This is a genomic window from Paenibacillus sp. MMO-58 (genome assembly GCF_037146255.1).
GTDB lineage: Bacteria > Bacillota > Bacilli > Paenibacillales > Paenibacillaceae > Pristimantibacillus.
The window spans coordinates 535539-555365 of the sequence record NZ_JBBCVY010000003.1 but is presented as its reverse complement, the minus strand read 5'-3'; the positions used below and the strand labels follow the sequence as shown (position 1 = coordinate 555365).

Annotated in this window: 9 protein-coding genes and 2 pseudogenes; 1 reads left to right on the top strand and 10 read right to left on the bottom strand. The window is 48.9% G+C overall.

Annotation, left to right across the window (positions count from 1 at the left end; genetic code table 11):
* Positions 1-234 precede the first annotated feature (234 nt).
* The 6 genes and pseudogenes from WFJ73_RS13625 to WFJ73_RS13600 form a co-directional block, all read right to left on the bottom strand.
* Positions 235-1080: an ornithine carbamoyltransferase gene (locus WFJ73_RS13625; protein WP_336773573.1), complete on the bottom strand. Its 846-nt coding sequence runs from the start codon at positions 1078-1080 to the stop codon at positions 235-237.
* Positions 1081-1676: 596 nt separating this feature from the next.
* Positions 1677-2045 (bottom strand): hypothetical protein, encoded by a 369-nt coding sequence (locus WFJ73_RS13620; protein ID WP_336773572.1) that lies wholly within the window; start codon positions 2043-2045, stop codon positions 1677-1679.
* Between the two features lie 401 nt (positions 2046-2446).
* Positions 2447-2662, bottom strand: a complete 216-nt coding sequence (locus WFJ73_RS13615; RefSeq protein WP_336773571.1) for a CDGSH iron-sulfur domain-containing protein — start codon at positions 2660-2662, stop codon at positions 2447-2449.
* A gap of 157 nt (positions 2663-2819) precedes the next feature.
* Entirely contained in the window at positions 2820-4028 is a 1209-nt protein-coding gene (locus WFJ73_RS13610; RefSeq protein ID WP_336773570.1) for an oxalate decarboxylase family bicupin, read from the bottom strand.
* A 266-nt stretch (positions 4029-4294) separates the two neighbouring features.
* Positions 4295-4675, bottom strand: a pseudogene (locus WFJ73_RS13605) (SDR family oxidoreductase); the annotation flags it as partial.
* Between the two features lie 32 nt (positions 4676-4707).
* On the bottom strand, positions 4708-6282 hold the full coding sequence (locus WFJ73_RS13600) for a multicopper oxidase family protein (protein WP_336773568.1): 1575 nt from the start codon (positions 6280-6282) through the stop codon (positions 4708-4710).
* A 2093-nt stretch (positions 6283-8375) separates the two neighbouring features.
* Between WFJ73_RS13600 and WFJ73_RS13595 the strand changes: the two genes are divergently transcribed.
* A complete protein-coding gene (locus WFJ73_RS13595) occupies positions 8376-9146 on the top strand; it encodes an arylamine N-acetyltransferase family protein (RefSeq protein ID WP_336773567.1) in 771 nt (256 codons plus the stop codon).
* A gap of 485 nt (positions 9147-9631) precedes the next feature.
* On the opposite strand, the gene WFJ73_RS13590 is transcribed toward WFJ73_RS13595, so the two are convergent.
* From WFJ73_RS13590 to WFJ73_RS13575, 4 genes and pseudogenes are all read right to left on the bottom strand, one after another.
* Positions 9632-9946: a hypothetical protein gene (locus WFJ73_RS13590; RefSeq protein WP_201005905.1), complete on the bottom strand. Its 315-nt coding sequence runs from the start codon at positions 9944-9946 to the stop codon at positions 9632-9634.
* Complete coding sequence (locus WFJ73_RS13585) at positions 9943-10311, bottom strand: DUF6864 domain-containing function (protein WP_127495108.1); 369 nt, start codon at positions 10309-10311, stop codon at positions 9943-9945. Before WFJ73_RS13585 ends, WFJ73_RS13590 begins: the two co-directional genes overlap by 4 nt.
* 664 nt (positions 10312-10975) lie before the next feature.
* Positions 10976-19276, bottom strand: a complete 8301-nt coding sequence (locus WFJ73_RS13580) for a GH36-type glycosyl hydrolase domain-containing protein (RefSeq protein ID WP_336773566.1) — start codon at positions 19274-19276, stop codon at positions 10976-10978.
* Positions 19277-19422: 146 nt separating this feature from the next.
* Positions 19423-19719 (bottom strand): annotated as a pseudogene (locus WFJ73_RS13575) (acetamidase/formamidase family protein); the annotation flags it as partial.
* Between the last annotated feature and the right edge of the window lie 108 nt (positions 19720-19827).

Genomic DNA, 19827 nt, shown 5'->3' with positions numbered 1-19827 from the left:
CATCAACGTTTAACCATATTCTTTCATATTTGTTTAAACTGGATTGTCCATCATTTTCGACTTTCTGCCAGATACTTTGCCAGACTGTCTCCTTATCCATTTCTAGCCCCCCTAGTCTTGTTATTCAATTAATTCGTCACATCATTGAGCCATCCTGCAACAGCTTAATGACAAAAAGAGCAGGCTGCCGTGGTGGCGAGCTGCTCTGAATAGGTTCTGAACTAACGTTCCCCGTTAGGTTACTAAGCATTGCATAATAACCGCTTGTTGTACGAAAAGTAAATCCTCTTTGAATGTATAACCAACGAAGTATTCTGAGGATATGGCTTCCTCACTTACTTCCTCCGCCCGAAAAAAAGGCGGACACGGATTCAACATCGCTCCATCTGGAGCCAGTTTCATTCTCTCGAGAGTGATCTGGTACTTTGCTATATACTGTTCATTTCGAAGTTCATCAGGTAATGAATCCGTTAAAACGACATCGCTAAACATAATGACTTCGTTAAGATCAGTATAAAACTTATAATTTTTTGAATCGCATCTCATCTCGTGGCCCTTCAAACAAACGTGATTAAACTTTAAGTCCATCACTTCTGCTGCGGTCAACCATGACCTGCAAATGTTTCCACCAGGTCCGACAAAAGTATAAGTGAGATTCTGAAATTGTTCCCTTCTTTTATGTATAGCGTATAAGTCAGATAAGATCTCACATGGATGATTAACAGTCGTCATTGCATTAATTACAGGAATATTGGAGTAGCGAGCTAATTCAGTTATTTTTAAAAAATCAGAATGCCTTACAATCACCCCGTGAGCCCAATTTTCGATGTATTTAATCACATCTTTCAATTGTTCCTTTTTGTCTAAGGCCTCTGGCGGGAATATTATGCATTCCCCTCCCAGATCCTTTATTCCTCTCTCAAAAGAGATTCTTGTCCTTAGGCTTGATTCAGGGAAGAATAAGATAAATGTTTTTCCTATCAAGAAATTCTTATGCATGCCCGTTTTTATTTCATCTGTTAAGCGGAAGATGTTAAAGATGTCACCGTACGACAATCCATTAATGTCTAGTAGGTTCATTCAATCACCCAATCGAATATTTATTCATTATATAGTATATTTATACTATACTGGGATTTCATTGTCCAACAGTAGTCATTGGAACTAACCTGCCCGTTAGCTTAATAACTCCTGCGCTTATGGTCCTACGGGATTGTATAGAGGTTCTTGTCCTAATACGGCTTTGTATAGAAGTTCTTGTCTTGAGCAAACGACAAGAACTTCTATACATAAAATAGAAAAACCGCAGTACATGCGACTTCAAATGTATAGATGTTCTTGTCGTCCGACATTCTTCGTTTTTTTTCGCGTATTTTTGACCGTTCACCTCTATCCCCAATCTTTCTTTCTTAACGATGCCCCAATTCCAATTCCCGGATCATGTACGTTTCGGTCGTCGAGATCGATGACATTAACTTATAGGAGTGAGAATGCTTATGAATACTGGCGTTTTAATTGCTCTCGCTGTTGCACTTCCTGGTGCCATGGGCTATTTAAGAAGGAAGAAATGACTCCCTGACAAAAAAAGAGACCCGATTTGGTCTCTTTCTTCATCCTTCGCATCCATTGTTTGAGTGCTTTATAGAGCTTGAATTAGGTCTCGGAGGAACGAGCATTCAGCCTTTTCTTGCTGTACGTTGGCGGCCCATTACACGGGGGTTTTGCCCCATCATTGGGTTTGAGCAGCCACAGTCGTTGCTTCTTTGTTGTGAATGAATCGAGATTGCTAGAATACTACGAGGATTAATGTACAAGACTTCATTATCGACCAAGAACAGTGCAGAGTTCCTTTCGAATCCAAGGAATGTTGCTTGGATTCCTCGTGGACCAGTGTGGTCAAATACAACGTCTACACGTACCCCAGGAGAGAGACGGAACAGAATGCTTGGAACCCCATCGAATCCACCAAAACCTCCACCAAAACCTCCACCAAAACCTCCACCAAAACCTCCACCAAAACCTCCACCAAAACCACCAAAACCCATATATCTTTCCCTCCCAACAATGCTTTCGAATCTCATTTAAAATATGGGAGTTTGTTAGCAAACGACAAGGCTAAGCTACTAATGGATTAATACAATTTTTGAGATTAGTAGAGTACGGATCTACTGAGGCTATCCTGCTTACGTCATTCGTGAAAAAATTAAATCGTACCGAGGGAGTTCAACGAAGTGCAGTCTGTCATTTCTTGCTTGGTGCTTCATTTATGCGATCTCCAAGATTTTCGTGGGAATGAGATCAAGTTCTTGTCATTTGGTTTTGACAAGAACTTGATCCCATTAAAACAAAAAGCCGCGATTTTCGCGGCCAATAATGAGATAATGTTCTTATCACCCGACAGAACAATACATGCCGGAAGCCACAGGTCAACGTGCGATCATTTCCGTTAGTCCTTCTTCGCTCTCGGTGCGCTTTCGAAGATGATTGGCTTGTGCGTGCCGTCGCAGAACGGTTTGTTGCCCGACCCTCCGCACCGGCATAGCGAGAACGAGTCTTTGTGCTCGAATGGGTTGCCTTCTGCATCCACTAGCTCGACTTTGCCTGTTACCCGAAGAGATCCATTGTCGTTCACTTTAATCGTCACTTTGTTTTCGTCTTCCATGAGCTTGCCTCCTATGTATAAAAAGTTAATACAAGTATATCCAGTGATCGCTGGAAAAAGACGAGCCGCCCACATAGTTCTAGGAAAGGCAGCTGGTCGTGCTGACCAGCTACCATCTTGCCATCTGCGCGTTTTTCTGATAAAGGGATCGTATAACTTAAGGACGTGAGGGAGTTTCTCTCGTTTGTGGGTTAAAAGTAACTCCCGGATGTTTTACAATGAATTGTTTCTCTTTTTTCAATGCGTTCATTAATTCAGGTCCTACATGTAAGTTCTGTTCAACGATTTGGTGAGGTGTGAGCGCCATCCACTGATTCAGTGAAACATCCTCAAAACGGTCACTCTTAAACATTTCCAAGGCCCATACGGTTTCTGTGCCTGTGTTTTGAATATAGTGCCCGTAGGCACGCGGCACATACCCGACATCCCCTGCGCGGTAATCGAACGTACGAGCCGTTCCATTAGGTGCCAGAACCGTCATTCTTGCCGTACCTGAGATATAGTACTGCCATTCGTCATTGTTTGGATGCCAGTGCATCTCTCTCATGGCGCCAGGTTTGATTTCCAGTAACGATGCGGAAATTTGTGTTGAAATTGGAAAATTTGTGGAATCAACAATACGCACCGTACTTCCGCCAGGAGTTACAATAGGCTTTTGTGCAAGCAGTCGATGCGAAAAAGCTAAGGGAACCGTTCCTTGCGGATCCGGTACCTGTTGACTTTCAATCGGACCGGGAACTTCTGACTGAAAGATGTACACTTGATGCTTAGGGATCTGGGAAAATGCGCTTGTTGGAACTCCAAAATTCGCCGATAAAACTTCCTTTGGCGTATGTGCAAACCAATCGGAGATGGCTAAAGTATTGAGATCAGAGAAGTTGCCGTCAGGGAAGACGAGCAAAAATTCACAGCCCTCCTCCAGTCCTTGAAGGGAATGCGGAATTCCGGGCGGGAAGTACCAAAGATCACCTACACCGATATCAGCAATGAAGTTCCTTCCATTCTGATCAACTGAAGTAACTCTCGCTCGCCCCACAAGCATGATCGCCCACTCCGCTTGCTGGTGCCAATGCAGCTCTCGCACACCACCTGGAGTCAGTGCCATATTCACTCCGGCAAGCGTGGTCGCGATCGGGAGTTCTCTAACCGTCACTTCCCGAGACCAACCGCCTTGATTTAACTGCATATGCGAATCGGAGAAAGAGAACTTCAGATTAGGCAGCATTCCTGCATCGGTGACAGGCGAAACGAGCATGTCAGGGTTCTCCATGTCTCGCATAATGTCACGCGGTCCTAAATCCCACCAACCGGCGCCGTCATTTCTAATCGGTTGTGGTATACCTTTTTTCGGTATATTGTCTTTCAACGTTGTGCACCTCATGTTCTATACGTTTCATATTCGTCACTGGTTAAGTGCCTATTTTACGTTATGAATATCGTATAGATTTGGAAATTTGTCCCCATACTTCTGTAAACCGACAAATTCGATTAGCCAGAGCTCCTGACCTTTCATAACAGTAAATCAGAGACCAATTTCCAATACGACCAATAACTCTTGTCTGCTTGCAAGAGGTGGTGTTTCATATGCATGTTCTTCCTACGTCTAGCAAAAAACACCCGATGGTACTGACTTCAAGAGTAGCGGATCAAACCTCCATTAGCATGAACTACTTGACCTGTGACGTACATGGATTCATCCGCTGCAAGGTATACAAAGGCTGACGCAATCTCGAATGGCTGCGCCGCACGTCCAATCGGGCTGTTGGTGCCTAGCGTAGCTACATGCTCCTTAGAGTATGTGCTCACATTAAGCGGTGTCCATGAAGGTCCCGGAGCGACCGCATTGACCCGAATCCATTTATCAGCCGAAGACAGCGCCATACTGCGAGTAAAGCTTACGATTGCTCCTTTCGTTGCGGAGTAATCTATGACATCCTTGTCTCCTTCGTAGGCGACTCTTGAGGTTGTATTAAAGCGTGCTCCGAATTGCTCCACATATCGTTTGGTTTCATGCGCATCGATATGTTCATTCATGTGTCATGGTGCTATCGTTTCCCGTTAATCATTTTCATTATTATATTTTTAAGTCTCTTTTTTTTCTTCAGGATTTCAAAAGGTCGCATCATCTCGTAATCTTCATGTTCGAGCATGTGACAATGCCATACAAAAAGTCCGGTGAAAGGATCGAAACTCGCAATAAAAGAAGTAACGGTACCAGCTGGAGCACGAATCGTATCTTTAAATCCCCTTTCGTTAGGTTCAGGAGGCACCGCATGTCCTGTAAATTTAAGTTTTCCTGTGGCTTGGAAGTGAGCCACGTCAAAAGGTTGGCGCTCAAGAATTTGCATGTCAACGACATGTAGATGAATGGGGTGATTATCAGCTGACAGATTGATTAACCGCCAGATCTCAACAGTTCCTAATTCCATTTTCTCGGATATAGGATCATTCCACATTTTACTGTCAAGTAAATTCAGCGATCTTCCATATTGATCCTCTACCCTAACGAGAGTGAGATCTCTTGTCCTTTTGGCCATCTCTCTAGAAAGGAATTCAATTTTCGTTAATTGATCGGGAAGGGAGCTGGCATCTTTGCCTTTTAACGGAGTGGTTACTTTAAACTGCATGACATCGGTTGTTTCTGGGGAGGCACCCTTGAAGACATTTTTAAGAATGATCGTTTTACCAAAGGATCGAGAAAAATCAACGATCACATCCGCACGTTCGGTCGTTAGAAGGAGGATCTCATTCATTTTCACTGGTTTCTCCAGTAAGCCGCGATCTGTTCCAATTTGATAAAATGGCTGTCCAGAGTCCAATTTGAATGTAATAGCTCGACTATTACAGTAATTTAACATCCGAAATCGGTATTTTCGCGGTTCCACTTCAAGATAGGGGGATACTTTGCCGTTTACCAAAATGTAATCTGCGTCGAAAGGTGTGACAATTGAAGGATAAGGAAGACGATGATTGTTTTTATCGGGAGTAGCGGGGTAATAGAGCGAACCATCCGGGTTAAACGAGCGATCCTGAATCATAAGAGGGATTTCATATTTTCCCGCCGGTAGATTCAAGGATTGTTCATGCTCATCACGAATGATAAAAAAACCTCCAAGTCCCGCATAATTGTTCAATCTCGTAATACCCATTGTGTGGTCATGATAAAATAATGTAGTAGCTTCAAGGTTGGGATACTCACATACTTTTCTTTGAAATTTAGGTCCTGTTTGCTCAAAATTTCTCGTAAACCAAGCATCAGGGTACCCATCACTATGGTCATGCTGTTTTCCGCCGTGTAAATGAACCACTGTCCGAACCTGTGGAAGTGTTTTTTCTGCACCATTAATGGTTGTATCGATGGGGAGAAAATGCTTTTTGGGCAGATCATTCAACCATTTCACGTATGTCGTTTCATCCTTCATTACGTCGAAAGTAGGGCCCGGGTACATTCCGTTGTAACCCCATAAACGTGTTGGCCCAAGATCACGATGTAGTTTTTGGGTAAATTCCCTCATGGTCACTTCATAATACGAGCCTTTCTTATCTCGTTTTATCGGGGAAATGGTTTTGGGAATCGGCAGCATATCGACAAATTTTTGAAGCTTTACTTTTACGGGCATATGAGTGGAGACCTCCTCACGATTAATACCTTAAGAAAGCGTATGAACGACAGATGTCCCACTATGTTTAATAGTCGATTTTTCCTTAATCTACTCTAAACCAATTAATGATTGTATCGATGCGTCATTCTCTTTCTGTAAGCTTCGAATATCTTCCTCGGAAACCACCAATCCGCATACGATATATGTTCTTGTCCACAAACAGCTACTGGTGAGATTTAAGGAAGACCTCTTTCATCTGTGTATTGAAGCTTTTGTCACCAATATTATCAATCTTAGTTACGCTGAAGGTAACGGCTTGCTCTTTTTGAAATTTAGACATAACATGTGTTACCTCTTCACCCAAAATCATTTTCTTGGGTGGGTTCTTTTCTCTATGTACTGAATTAATCAATGTAATGTTTTGATTGTGACTTTCTTTTTTGTCTTCTTTATAACACCACTTCGACTGTTTTTTTTGAAGTTTGGTCGTTAACAACAGCATCATCTAACTGGTTGTCTTTATTGGTACACCCTATCAAAACAGTCAAGCAAGTCACCATTGATACCAAGATCATCTTTCGATATTGCATTTTCAAATAACACACCCCCTCTTTTGTATACCTTTTAGACGTTTATTGGCTCCATTAGTTACGAGTTCCGCACTTGCAGGTGCAGTTCATCTCTGACCACCTGACTTTATGCTCACCGCCGAACGAATAGCTATCTCATATCACAGACAAAACCCCGGTTAATAAATGGAGTTATCAATCTCATCACCATCAGGTGTAACAAGTTGAAACAGAACGGATTCCTTCGGAGCCAGAAGCTTCAGGTCTAACAAGCTTACCGTGAATATCTGTAGTCCATTCCTTTGAGGTCTTGCTACAATAACCACTTGATTACCGGTCGTCTTCATTGATTCAACTCTTGCCTGCATTACGACAATCAAAACTTGGTTTATGCGCTCCTTTTGACTGAGTCCCTCTGCTTCAGATATCTCGAAAGGCTCATCAGCCAAACCGGTGTCATGTAGAAAATCATAAAGGTTAGACAGAGCTGCTGTAGGAGTAGTAAATAGCCGATGAAGAGCAAATTTCAAACGCGTGGGACATAAGACCAACGCCCTCCACTGACGGTGCTATGCCAATACGACTTATACACTGGACGCATCCAGTCTGATTTTTTTAATAAAACCATATACGGTAACTTTTGACCGGTACGAATAACCTTTTGGGGTAGTATCAGTTTAGAAGGATACGGACGCGGGTTTATTGATGCATTATATATATCAACTGGCGTCTCGGGTTCCAAGCTCATTATCCGCTTCTTCAGATTAGTTTCTTCCTTAGTCTGCTCGGGTTTTGCGGATACGAGGCTTGATTGAATGAACGTAGAAGTAAGAATCAGCAGTAATAATATTAACGTTGAAAATCTCTTCATTAAGTAGTTCTCCCTTGAACATTCCGTTCTATCTATCCATGTTCTTTGGGTTAATATTACCGGGTTATAGAAAAACATTCATTTTTCCCATTAAACTGCCCGTTCAGCGATCGGTCATTTCTGGCTTGGTGCTTCATTTATGAGATCTCCAAGCTTTTCGCGGGAATGAGATCAAGTTCTTGTCAATTTCGGTAATGGGATCAAGTTCTTGTCATTTGATTTTGACAAGAACTTGATCCCATAAATACAAAAAGCCGCGATTTACGCGGCCTTTAATGAGATAATGTTCTTGTCACCCGACAACCCGTGGGACTTGGATCCCGAGAGCTATTCAGTTCATCCTCCCTACTTATTCAACCATGGTATCTTTTGTCGGATAAAATCAGAAAAATCAATGCCTCTTTCCTGTCTCGCAAAGTCCACCAACATCACCTTATTTCCATGAATCTTTTGGTTAGTATCTTTGTGGCCGGTTACCATCGGGTCAACTTTAAGTAAATGTTCCCAGTTAGCGCAAAGCTGACTATACGATTTTTTTAAATATTAATCTGCAGTCTCTCCGCATGATATTTAAAAAATTCAAGAGAACTTTCATTCATTTCACTGTCACCCCTCACAAGCTTGAGTTAAACTAGATCTAAAAACTAGTCTTAAGTGAGGAGAACGGAAATATGGACGTGCAAAGCAAGGTTCAGCTCTATTTAGATCGAATCGGCTATGACGGACCGCTGGACAGAAGCGCTCAAGCGCTCGCAGATCTGCAGGACTGTCATCTTCACGCTGTGCCTTATGAGAATTTGGACATTGTTCGCGGCATGCCGATCTCGCTTGAGATCGATCACCTATTCGATAAAATTGTCGTCAGGCGGCGCGGAGGTTATTGCTTCGAGTTGAACGCTCTGTTCGGATGGCTGCTGCGCGAGCTGGGATACCCTGTAACCGATCTGTTCGCCCGCTTTTGGCGCGACGAGCCGTCCCCTCCTCCAAAACGCCGCCATCAAGTGCTCAAGGTTGAAGCTGGGGACCAAACCTATTTATGTGACGTTGGCGTCGGCGGCATCGTTCCCCGTCGGCCAGTTGCCATGGTCGAGGGGCTTCCGCACCGGCAGGGCGATGAAACTTACCGATTGGACAAGGACCCTTACTACGGCTGGATGCTGTGCGAACTGAAGCATGGAGAATGGTGCCGGCTCTATTCTTTCACGGAGGAGCCGCAGCTGCCGAAGGATTACATCATGGCCAGTTATTGGTGCGAGCATGCGCCGGACTCGATCTTTACGAAGGCAGAGATGGTTGCCATCCGCACCCGGGAGGGCCGGAACACGGTGGCCGGAAAGGAATTCCGCCAGTTTGCCCAAGATGGGGTCAACGTGTTCACGCCCCAATCGGACGAAGCATACAAGGAAGCGTTACACCAGCACTTTGGGATCAAGCTGGACTAGTCGTTTAAATACAAGAACTGCCTATCGTCACTATTCTAATGACAACAGGCAGTTTCTTTGTGTGCGCTAACCCTTCACCGCGCCGACCATGCCGTTAATGATTGCTTTTGGAGAAGCAAGAAGATTATTACAATCGGCAGAATCGATATAATCGTTCCGGCCGCGATATAAGGGAAGTTATACGCCAGCGCAGTGAATCCTTCGATCCTGCAACTCTTTTCATTGAAATATAGTTTCCGATAACGAATAATTTCCGCTACGGATTTGTTTGCTCTTGATGCCTCATATAAACACTTCTCTCTTTAAATCCAAGCGACTTCCAAAAAGAATATCCAGTATTGTTCCAATATATAACTACAAAAAAACCGCAATTTTTGCGGCTTACAATGTTACTATGTTCTGTTCATCTGAATTACTAAATTCTTGAGTAAACCCATCGTGATTGAACAGCTTTATCATTAAGAGTCCCTCGCAAATATGCTCGACTAGCCTCCTTCTTCTTTTGACCTCGATCCGATCAAGTAACCGATAATTGTCGATTCAACAGGAAGTACCACGAGCGTCCACATTTCCTTTAAACCGAAGTCGGGCGAACGATATTGGTCGGGGATCAGCGTATAGACCAGCGCGATGATAAGCACACCGAGCGTGATCGTACCGACGATATACAGGCGCACGTTCTCACCTGAACCAAAGAATTTACCAAGAAAGCCGAGCTCCGCTTTGCGCTTATCGTTCTCCGCGTTCGCAGCGATGATCTTACTTGCTACCTTCGGATCCTGAATTTCGATTTTGTTCATACCGGCACGACCCCCTCTCCCGCAAAGAAAGTAAAGGCCAACGCCCAGGACGTCGCATCGTAATTTATAGTCACTTCATAACGCAACGATAGTTTGCGGTTGTTCAACACGCCGAGCTGAATCATATCTTGATTACCGATTGGCTTGCCTCTCGGAAAATTAACGCAAGCGATGCGGACTTCATTGTAACGAACCAGCTGAATATTCGTCATGAAGTCGTCTCGTTCCGATTCGTGTTCAATACAAAACACGAATGTCAGCGGATCACTCTCTTCCGACAATACAATTTCGATCGGATTCATTCCATAGGCCAGTACGCGGCCGTGATACACTGCTTCATATCCGCCGGACTTAATTTTCATCATTTACACCTCCGTGGTAAGTTGTCATCGAACAAGCTCTTTATTACAGTGTACGAGCAGGTGTTCGAATTCATGTCTATCGATCGATGGCCGCAGCAGGAATATTGTCTTGAATGTTTTCCTAATAATTATTTATCGGATCAGGCTATTTGAGACGAAGGACATTAAGACTCTTCTACAGCGTGCTCCGTATGCTCAAAAAGCTCGTTCAGAGCTGCCAGTTGTTTCTAAGTAGGCAACCAGAAGTTGAAAGTCGAATTTGCGGTCCAACCGTTCATATTGACAAGAACTTGATAACATAAAACAAAAAAGCCGCAGTTTATGCGACTCTCAATGATACCATGTTCTTGCCACCCGACAGCCTTCTTGATCTGTCGGACGACAAGAACTTCTATACATGCTCATCATTTCGAGGGAGCTATGTCGGGGATACCGTGATTGTACAGGCAATTACAGAAGTTGTCGTCCGACAGCCCCACAGTATTCAAACGTCGGATGACAAGAACTTGATAACATTCTCTCTACTAAGGCTTAAGGTTGTTATTCCCCATAAAATTTTCTCTAAAAAAACCTTGAACGGCACGATCAAGGTCGAAAAGGCCGCAAGTATGCGGCCTTTTCGGTACATGTTGTGAATGCAGGTATATACACGATCCCTGCAAACGAGCTATAAAGTAAGTTCGACCACATGCTCCAATTGGTCGTCCTCCAGCGTGATAAACGGACTTTCGCCCATAAGATTCATGCTGAGCTCGGTCCCTTTACCATCGATCCTTAATGCCGTGCAGCCGCCGGATTTGCGCGACGGATTGCGGACGATGATTCGATAGGCCGTGCGCTTGTACGTATACGTAACGGTAAATTCCGGCCATTCCGCGGGGATGCAAGGTTGGATCAGAAGCTTTTGTCCCCTTTTCTTTAGCCCTAATATCCACTCGACTCCCGCTTGGTACATCCAGCCAGCAGCGCCGGTGTACCACGTCCAACCCGCATGTCCGCGATGCGGATGTTCCGTATAGACGTCAGCCGCCATGGCATAAGGCTCCCCGACATAAGTGCGGGCGTCAAACGAGGACTTTGTGTGCGTGATCGGGTTGAACATATGGAATAACTCGAAAGCCTTGTCCCCATCCCCGAGTATGCTCCACGCTACAATGCTCCAGATGACACCATGCGTATATTGTCCTCCATTCTCTCGAATGCCTGGCGGATAGGCTTGGATATAGCCCGGGCTAGGCTTTGTCTTGTCAAATGGAGGCGTCAAAATATGCGCGACGGCAAGATGTCTATCGACCAGCTCCCTGTCGAAGGAGTGCATCGCCTGCTGCGCGCGTTCCTTCGGCGCCATCCCGGATATGACCGACCAGGATTGGGCAATAGCGTCAATGCGGCATTCCGCATTGCGGACGGATCCGAGCCACTCGCCGGCGTCGGTGAACGCACGGCGGTACCAATTTCCGTCCCAGGCTGCTTCCTGCATGTCTTTCTCCAGCTTGCTTCGCGCGCTCAGGTAACGTTCCGCGTGACTCTGCTTTCCATACCGCTCGCAGATTCCGGCAATGCCGCTCAGGACTTCGCCCAGGAACCAGCCAAGCCATACGCTCTCGCCGCGCCCTTGCGGTCCGATATTGCTCATTCCGTCGTTCCAATCACCGATTCCCATGAGCGGCAATCCGTGTTCGCCGAAGCGAAGCGCCCGATCAAGCGCGCGGAAGCAGTGTTCGAGTATCGTCCCGTTCTCCTCCGACAGAATCGTCTCTTCGTAGCGCTCGTGCTCGTCTTCCTTTAGAAGCTCACTCTGCAGGAAAGGAGCCATTTCCGTTAATAGGCTCTCATCCTCCGTTTGCTCCAAATAACGGACAACAGCATATGGCAGCCAAAGCAGATCATCCGAAAATCTCGTGCGTATACCGCGGTGCGTCTCTTCGTGCCACCAATGCTGTACGTCCCCTTCGCGGTACTGGTGCGAGGCATGGCGAATGATCTGCGCCCTCGTCATTTCCGGCCGGGCATGCAGCATGGACAACGAATCTTGAAGCTGATCCCGGAAACCGAAGGCACCTCCCGCCTGATAGAATGCCGTGCGTGCCCACATCCGACAGGACAACGACTGATAGAGCAGCCAGTTGTTCAGCATAATATCCATTTCGGCCGAAGGCGTAGCAACCTGGATCGTGCCGTTTATGTCTTTCCAGAAGGCGCACGCATCCTGATAAGCCTTTTCGCATGCGTCCGCTTCACTGTACTTTCGGGCCAGCTGGGTCGCGGCATCACGGGAATCGCCGCAGCCGAGCAGGATATAGACGACGCCAGCCTCGCCGGGTTCGAGCGATACGATGCCTTGAATTGCTCCACAGGCATCATGGAGCGGTCCCGTCTCTCCCGAAAGACGCATTTTGCGCATTGCGGCCGGATCCTCCAAGTCGCCTTCCCGCCCGATGAATGACAGCCGGCTTCCCGTCCAGGACTGGCTAGGCTCTAATGTCCGCGGATGCATGGCAAGGAATGGCGTTGCCTTACGGAACGTGTCCTGATAGGTGTTTCGTGCAAGCAGTATATGATGTTCTGGATCCCATTCCGTAACGATATTGGAGGCGTTCTCTTCGCGATTCACGCCAATAACCCACTCGGCGTAGTACGTCACGGACAGCTTCCGTACGTCGCTCGTTTCATTAGTCAAGCGCAGCCGGATGATCTTGACGGGATCGTTCAAAGTTACAAACACAGTCATCTCATGCGATAGACCATGACTCTCGTGCTCGTAGCGCGAGTAGCCTTGTCCATGCGATACGGTATGCACCGCCTTGGATTCCGCCTTTCGGGATGGCGTCATCCCCCAATATTCACCGCTCCATTCATCCCGTATATAGACAGCTTCGCCAGGCGGATCCAAGGCGGGATCGTTGGACCATGGCGTTAGCTTGCATTCTCGGCTGTTGCTCCACCAGGTTTGCCCGGTGTATAGCTCCGATGCCAGGAAGCCGAAATTCTCGTTCGCAATTACGTTGATCCAAGGAGCAGGCAGATGCTGCCCGTTGCGAAGTACGATCCGGTACTCGCCGCCATCAGGCGAGAAGCCTCCGTATCCGTTGAAGAACAGACCCGCGCCCTCGTCCCGCGAAGGCTTGTCGGAATAAAGGTTCTGCGGTGCAATGGGCACCAGTTCAGGTATTTGTTCGGTGCTTCCTGACTCGCGAGGCAGGAGCTGGGCTCTTAGACTTGGTCCTTCCGCATGAAGCAGCAGCCGCGCCGCGGAGAACAACAGATTCTTGTCCTCTTGGGATTGCTCGGTTGCCGCGACGATATGAACGCCGGCGCCATTGTTAAGGTTATGGACGTGCTGCTCGATCATCCGCTGCAGCAAATCGCGAAGCTCCTGCTGATAACCGCCAGAGGACTCGTTCCAAATCACGAGATCAAAGCTCAACCCTTTCCGGTGCAAATATTCGCAGCCGACCAGGAGTTTATTCATGAACGGCAGGCTCGACGTTTCGGCCACGCTCACCAATACGATCGGCCTGTCGCCGGAGACGCCATGTGCCCATAGCCCCGGCTGCCCTTTCTTATTCGCGGAGATGCTTGCCTCCTGCTCTGGCCGAAGCGGCGATGCGAATAGGACCCGTCCGGCCAGCAACTGGTAAGAGGATGCCTCCTGTTCGCCGATGCGTAAATGTTGCAGATCGATTTGGCTTCGCGTCCATGCCATTTGGAAGGTACGTTCTGCCTGCGAGGCGGACGACAGCTGCGAAACCATTTCAAGCGCCTGTTTTTTGCTCTCGGCCGCACCGGTTACGGCTGTCAGGCTGATCTGCTTGCCAGGTTCAATATGCACTCGCTTACGCATGATAAACGCCGGATCGGCAACGGCACCGACGGTGCCGCCTAGCCGGGCTGCCAGTCCGCGCGGATTGGCAAGCGTATGCCCTCTGCCGATAAAGGCTGCACGGTCAGTCTCGAATTCAGCTGCTCCTTGATCCTCGTCAACTCGAAGCGTGTGAAAAGCCCATAAAGCCGACTCTTCATCATTACGCGGGCGTTTGCGGGCTAGCAGGCACTGCGCCTCTGAAGCAAACTCCGTTTGAACGAAAAGCTTGGTAAAGGAGGGATGAGCCTTGTCCGCATTGTGCGCGGCCATGGCTAATTCCATGTACGTCGTTATTTCGATAATTCGGGCCTCCTGCGTCATGTTGGTCAACGTCAACCGGCGCAGTTCCGCATTATGCTCGGTCGATACTGTCACGTCCAGCTTCGTCTGTAGCCCGTCATCCTCACGGAGGAACGTCGTCCGCTCCTTGCGAAACTGAACGCTCGCGCGATACGCCTGCTTGCGGCATGGCAAATAAGTTGGGGACCAGCAGACATTCTTCTCCACGTCCCGAACATAAATGAAGCTGCCCCAAGGATCCATCACCGGATCTTCCCGCCATCGCGTCAAATCCAGCCCGTTATACCGGATGAAGCCGCTGCCGGTTTCCGTCAGGACTGTCGTTAATGAACCGTTACCATGTACGTTCGCCTCAGGCAAAAGCGCAGGCACTTCCGCGAATTCTCGCAGCGGTTCGTTCAGCGGCAACTTGGTTTCGCCACCGCTTCGCGACCTGCCAGGCAGCTCCCGATTGAGAAGCGCCGCCTTCTGCGGAATCCGCTCGATCAGCAGCAGCTCGGCGGCCTGAACGCGTTTATCCGCATGAAAATAGTTGATCATGCACGACGGCACCAGCATGTTGGCAAGCGTAAGCAGGCTCATGCCTTGGTGATGCGCCATGAAACTGCGGATAATCTTGTAGGTTTCCCCCTGCGGCATTCGCTGAGCGGTGAAATCGACCGCCTCGTAATAGCCGTATTGTCCTCGCCCTCCGAGCTGATCCAAACGCTCCAAATTTTGAAGGCCTTCGCGCAGCGCGAACGGAAGCGCCATGATCGTGGCATAAGGCGCGATGACCGTATCTTCTTCAAGCCCTCGCTTGAATCCTAGCCCCGGCACGCCAAAGGCGCGATATTGGTAATTCAGCTGATAGTCGTACGCATAGTAGCCTGATTCCGAGATGCCAAAGGGCACGTTGCGTCCTTTGGCGTATGCGATTTGACGCTGCACGACGCCACGGTAGGTACTGTCCCAGACAGTGCCTGGATATGTTCGCATGATCAACCAAGGCATCATGTATTCAAACATCGTGCCGGACCAAGAGATCAACGTCGCGTGTCCGCCCTGCTGCTTGGCCGTGCGGCCAAGCGCCAGCCAGTGGGATACCGAAATTTGACCGAGTGCAATGGCAACGAAGCTTGTTTGCCTTGCTTCCGATGCGAGCAAATCGTAGAGAATCGTTTCCCTTTGACCCGAATCGGCATGGTAGCCGAGCACAAACAGCTTCGCCTTGTCATCGTAGAGCTGTCGGAAATCTGTCGAGACGATCAGCCGTTCCAAGCGCTCTACGAGCTCATAACCCTGACCGATCCAACCGGTCGTTGCAAGCGTCGGCTCATCTTGCTTGAAATGCTGGGCTTTTTGTCGCGCGTCGTTGTAGATTTCCTCCGGATGAATGCGATCCAATTCGATGGCAAACTCCATGCCGACTGACGCTAATGGAGTTTGCCCGCGCCGCCGGAAACCTTTGCCCCATCCATCCGTCTGAAGCCAGCGAATCAGCCCCTGCTTGACCGTCATCAGGCTGGCCACGAAGTTGCCGGAATCTACCGTCGAGACATAAGCCGGACGAAGCAACTCCAAAGTTGAGGTGTCGTACCAATTGTACAAATGCCCCTTCCACTTCTCCATCCGTTCGATCACGCCGACCGTACGCTCGAGCCGTTCCACGAGCATCGGCGTTGTGATGAATTCCAACTCTCTTGCGGCTAGGGCTGCCGTCAGCAGAAACCCGATATTGGTTGGCGACGTTCGGTGCGCAACGCCGTTCGGAGGCTCGATCTGCACGTTGTCCGGCGGAAGAAAGTGATCCTCTTTCCCCGCAAAGTCCTCGTAGAACTGCCAAATTTCCTTCGCCAAGGTGCGCAGCTGCTCCGCGTCAGCAGCTTCAAGCGGCAGCTCCGGCTTGAGAACGGGTTGATCAAGCCAGCGTACCGCAACAGGAGCAAGCGCCCAGAAGAGGCAAAGGGCCAGTCCGAACCACAGAAGAGAGCTGCTCGGCTGCAGGACAACCACGGCCGCGAATAGCAAGATCAACAAGAAGCCCCCCCTGCCGCCAAGAATCATGCGGCGCTGCGCATGAGCTTGGCTGCGTTCCGTTTGCGAGAAGCTGGTCCATTCCAACATCCCGCGCTTGCTGATGGCCATGCGAAATAGCGTCTTGACGATGGCATCCAGCAATACGGCAGTCTGAAACGGTAGCGTCCAGAATCCGATGCCAGCCATTACTAGTGTCGACAACACGTGCTTTGAATGCGTACCTGCCGAACTCATGATGGCTAGCTGCCTGATTAAGGGCAGCAGCAGAGTGAGGAACAAGAACGCAAGCCAGCGTGCCGGATAGCCAGGCAAAACGGTCACAGCCAGCCCGAGCAGCACGAACATCGCGATAGGCAGCAAGCTGCGACGCAGGTTGTCGATAATCTGCCACCGCGTGAGCAGAGACAGATCGATCGGTTGCAGCTCTCCGCGCCGGTCACAAAGCTTGGTTCGGAGCCAGCACAGCAGCTGCCAGTCTCCTCGAACCCATCGATGCATCCGTTTCTGGAAAGATAGAAAGGTGGACGGGTGCTCTTCGATTAACTCAATGTCGGACACGAGCGCAGCCCGCAGAAATCCGCCTTCGAGCAAATCATGGCTAAGCACGGTATTGTCCGGAATGCGTTCGCCAAGCAATTGAGCGAATACGTTGACGTCGAAAATTCCTTTACCCGTAAAGATGCCGGTACCGAACGTGTCTTGGTACGGATCGGAGACTGTAAAAGCATAAGGATCGATGCCAGGATCGGACCAGTAATGAGCCAGCCGAGAACGCATGGCCGAATCGTGGCTGGTGCCGATACGGGGCTGCAGGACGCCGTACCCTTCTACTACCCTTGTGCCCGCCTTGTTTAAACGTGGCCGGTTGTAAGGGAAATGCAGCGTACCGATCAGCCGCTGCGCGCTTCCGATCGGAAGCTGGGTGTCGGCATCCAAAGTAATGATGTAGCAAATATTGGGCAGGACCTTACGGTCGCCGTGCGTTACCGCATAGCTGGTATCTCCGCTGCCCCGTAACAACTTCACGAACTCGACCAGCTTTCCCCGTTTTCGCTCCCAGCCCATAAACGTGCCTTCGCCGGGATTCCACTGTCTGGCTCGTTGGTAGTAATGAAAGGTTGTGCCGCTGTCCCCGTACATGCGGTTCAAGCGGTCGATACGGGCTTTGACCGCGGCGACAAGAATCTCGTCCGATGGAAGGCTTTCTTCTTTCGCGTCAGCGAAATCGCCGAGCAACGCGTAATGAATATTCGGGTCCCGATTGCCTAAATAATGGATCTCGAGCCGATCGGCAAGCTCGTCCACTTCTTGGACCGTAGACCATATAGCCGGTATGACGACCATAGTCGCAGCTTCCGCCGCAATCCCGCTCGAATAATCGAACCGCAACAGCGGTTTGGCCCGGCAGATTCGCTCAATCCCAAAGTTTAGGCCAGTCATAGCCCACTCGCTTACCGGGAACAGAAGAGCTAGGAATACCGCCGCAATGCCTGTTGTCGTTATGGTATTCCAATCGACGACCCAAGCCGCCACGACGACCAGCAGCAGCATGAACAGTGCCAGCAGAGAAGAGAAATAGTTCATGGGCGCGCTTCTAACTAAGCCTTTGAGCGGCATTGTCCGCGGCTTACTGCACTTATTCAACGCTTGAACCAGGCTTTTTACGCCTGCCGGCTCAAATATGTAATAGGCAGCAAAAGCTTGGCGCATTAGCGCTTCTTGCGGATGCTCTTGTTCCGTAGCTTTGTTCTCTATTCGTATCGGATTCGCGGAGCCGTGTTCATAGGCATGCTTTGCAAGCGCGAGCGATTGCGAAGCGACGAGACTTTCCGGTACTCGCAGGCGTCTGGCCATTTCCTCGATCCGATTTAAGATTCCATTCCTGCTGGATGTATCCAGGCGAGGGTAAAGGCCCGTCACATCCTCGCGCATGGTGCGATCGAGCAGACTGATCGCCTCGAACAGTTCATCCCAGTTCCTGCGTTCGTTGCTGCGCAGGCTCGTAATGAGGTTGCCTGCTTTTACCTGATAGGCGACTTGGAGCTTGGCTTCGTACGTGACGATTCGGTCAAGGTCGTCCAAGCCGTTCTCGTACGTACAAACGAGCCATTCGCGTACGGCAGCCGAATCACCCGACCATTCCCGCAGATGGCTTATGAGATGCGCTGCCCATGGACCGGACAACGGCGGGATCTGACCTGCTTGCTCAAGTAGCGTACCGATCGTTTCGGTGCTTAGTCTGGCCGGTTCTATCTGCTTTAACAGCTGCTCAACCTGACTGCATACTTCCCGCCTGTCCCGGACCAATGCCATGGTTTCAGCGATCTTCCCGATAAGAGAAACTTTGAGCATGATCGGAATCAACCGGGTCTCGGCCAGCGTCAGTACGGATATTTCCTGATAAGCGCCAAGGAAAGCTAGCAGCGTCCTCTCGTCCAGGATGCCTTCCACTTGTTCCAGATATGCCAAACAAAGCGCGTGGATACGCAATCGTTCTTCTCCACGCAGTCGGGGCAGATGGATAAGCACTGACTCGGACAAATGCATCTTCAGGTTCAGCACTTGTTCCTCGATGAACTCCGCATTGTCTAGCAGCCATTCTTCGGCTTGCTGACCGCAGCCCACTGGCGCATCCTGCAGCAAAGCGACGAAAGCTCGGATACTAGCGATGTCGGTTTCGACTTGTCTTTTTATATAACCTGACCGGCCGGCCGTGGACTTGAGCTGTTGCTGAAGCGCCAGCTCGTGCGCGCGCTCTCTGAGTTGTTCAGTTGTGGTAGACATGAATGGTTCCTCCGGAAGAAATAGGTTAGAATTCAGCAAACGTACTTTTTCGTCCGGTTCGTGAAGAAATATTGGACCATCTAATCATTTCCATTTTAAAGGGCTTTTATAAAATACTCCTCTCAACTTATTCGCCAACGACAATAAACGCCCGGATGGCGGGCGATTTCAATTGAGCCGTTAATCATGGCACGGTTCATAATTTCGGGTACCGTCACGTTGAACAGCTTGGCAGCGCGGGAGACCCGTTATCAGTTGCCGCATTCAAATTCGGACCGGACCCCACGATTGACAGTAGGAGTGAGTTTTCAACTTCCGCCGTATGGCCAGCAATTTCACAGTCAACCCTGCATGGCATTCACGTCGCCTAAGTAGACGCTGCCGCCGGGTACCTTAACCGGGCATATCAACGTAGCGCCGGCGCGAACGCGGCTGTTATCCAGGCTTGCTTAGTTTATTTTGAGCAATCTGCCCTTTAGCGTAACAAAAAGTAGCCGGCAAATAACCGGCTACTTTAGTGTAGTTCAGCATTTTAAGTTACGTTAAACCTT

Bases quoted from the DNA above. Each gene is read 5' to 3' on its own strand.
- WFJ73_RS13615 (WP_336773571.1), bottom strand. From the start codon at position 2,662: ATGGAAGACGAAAACAAAGTGACGATTAAAGTGAACGACAATGGATCT.
- WFJ73_RS13625 (WP_336773573.1), bottom strand. From the start codon at position 1,080: ATGAACCTACTAGACATTAATGGATTGTCGTACGGTGACATCTTTAAC.
- WFJ73_RS13620 (WP_336773572.1), bottom strand. From the start codon at position 2,045: ATGGGTTTTGGTGGTTTTGGTGGAGGTTTTGGTGGAGGTTTTGGTGGA.
- WFJ73_RS13585 (WP_127495108.1), bottom strand. From the start codon at position 10,311: ATGATGAAAATTAAGTCCGGCGGATATGAAGCAGTGTATCACGGCCGC.
- WFJ73_RS13590 (WP_201005905.1), bottom strand. From the start codon at position 9,946: ATGAACAAAATCGAAATTCAGGATCCGAAGGTAGCAAGTAAGATCATC.
- WFJ73_RS13600 (WP_336773568.1), bottom strand. From the start codon at position 6,282: ATGCCCGTAAAAGTAAAGCTTCAAAAATTTGTCGATATGCTGCCGATT.
- WFJ73_RS13595 (WP_336773567.1), top strand. From the start codon at position 8,376: ATGGACGTGCAAAGCAAGGTTCAGCTCTATTTAGATCGAATCGGCTAT.
- WFJ73_RS13580 (WP_336773566.1), bottom strand. From the start codon at position 19,276: ATGTCTACCACAACTGAACAACTCAGAGAGCGCGCGCACGAGCTGGCG.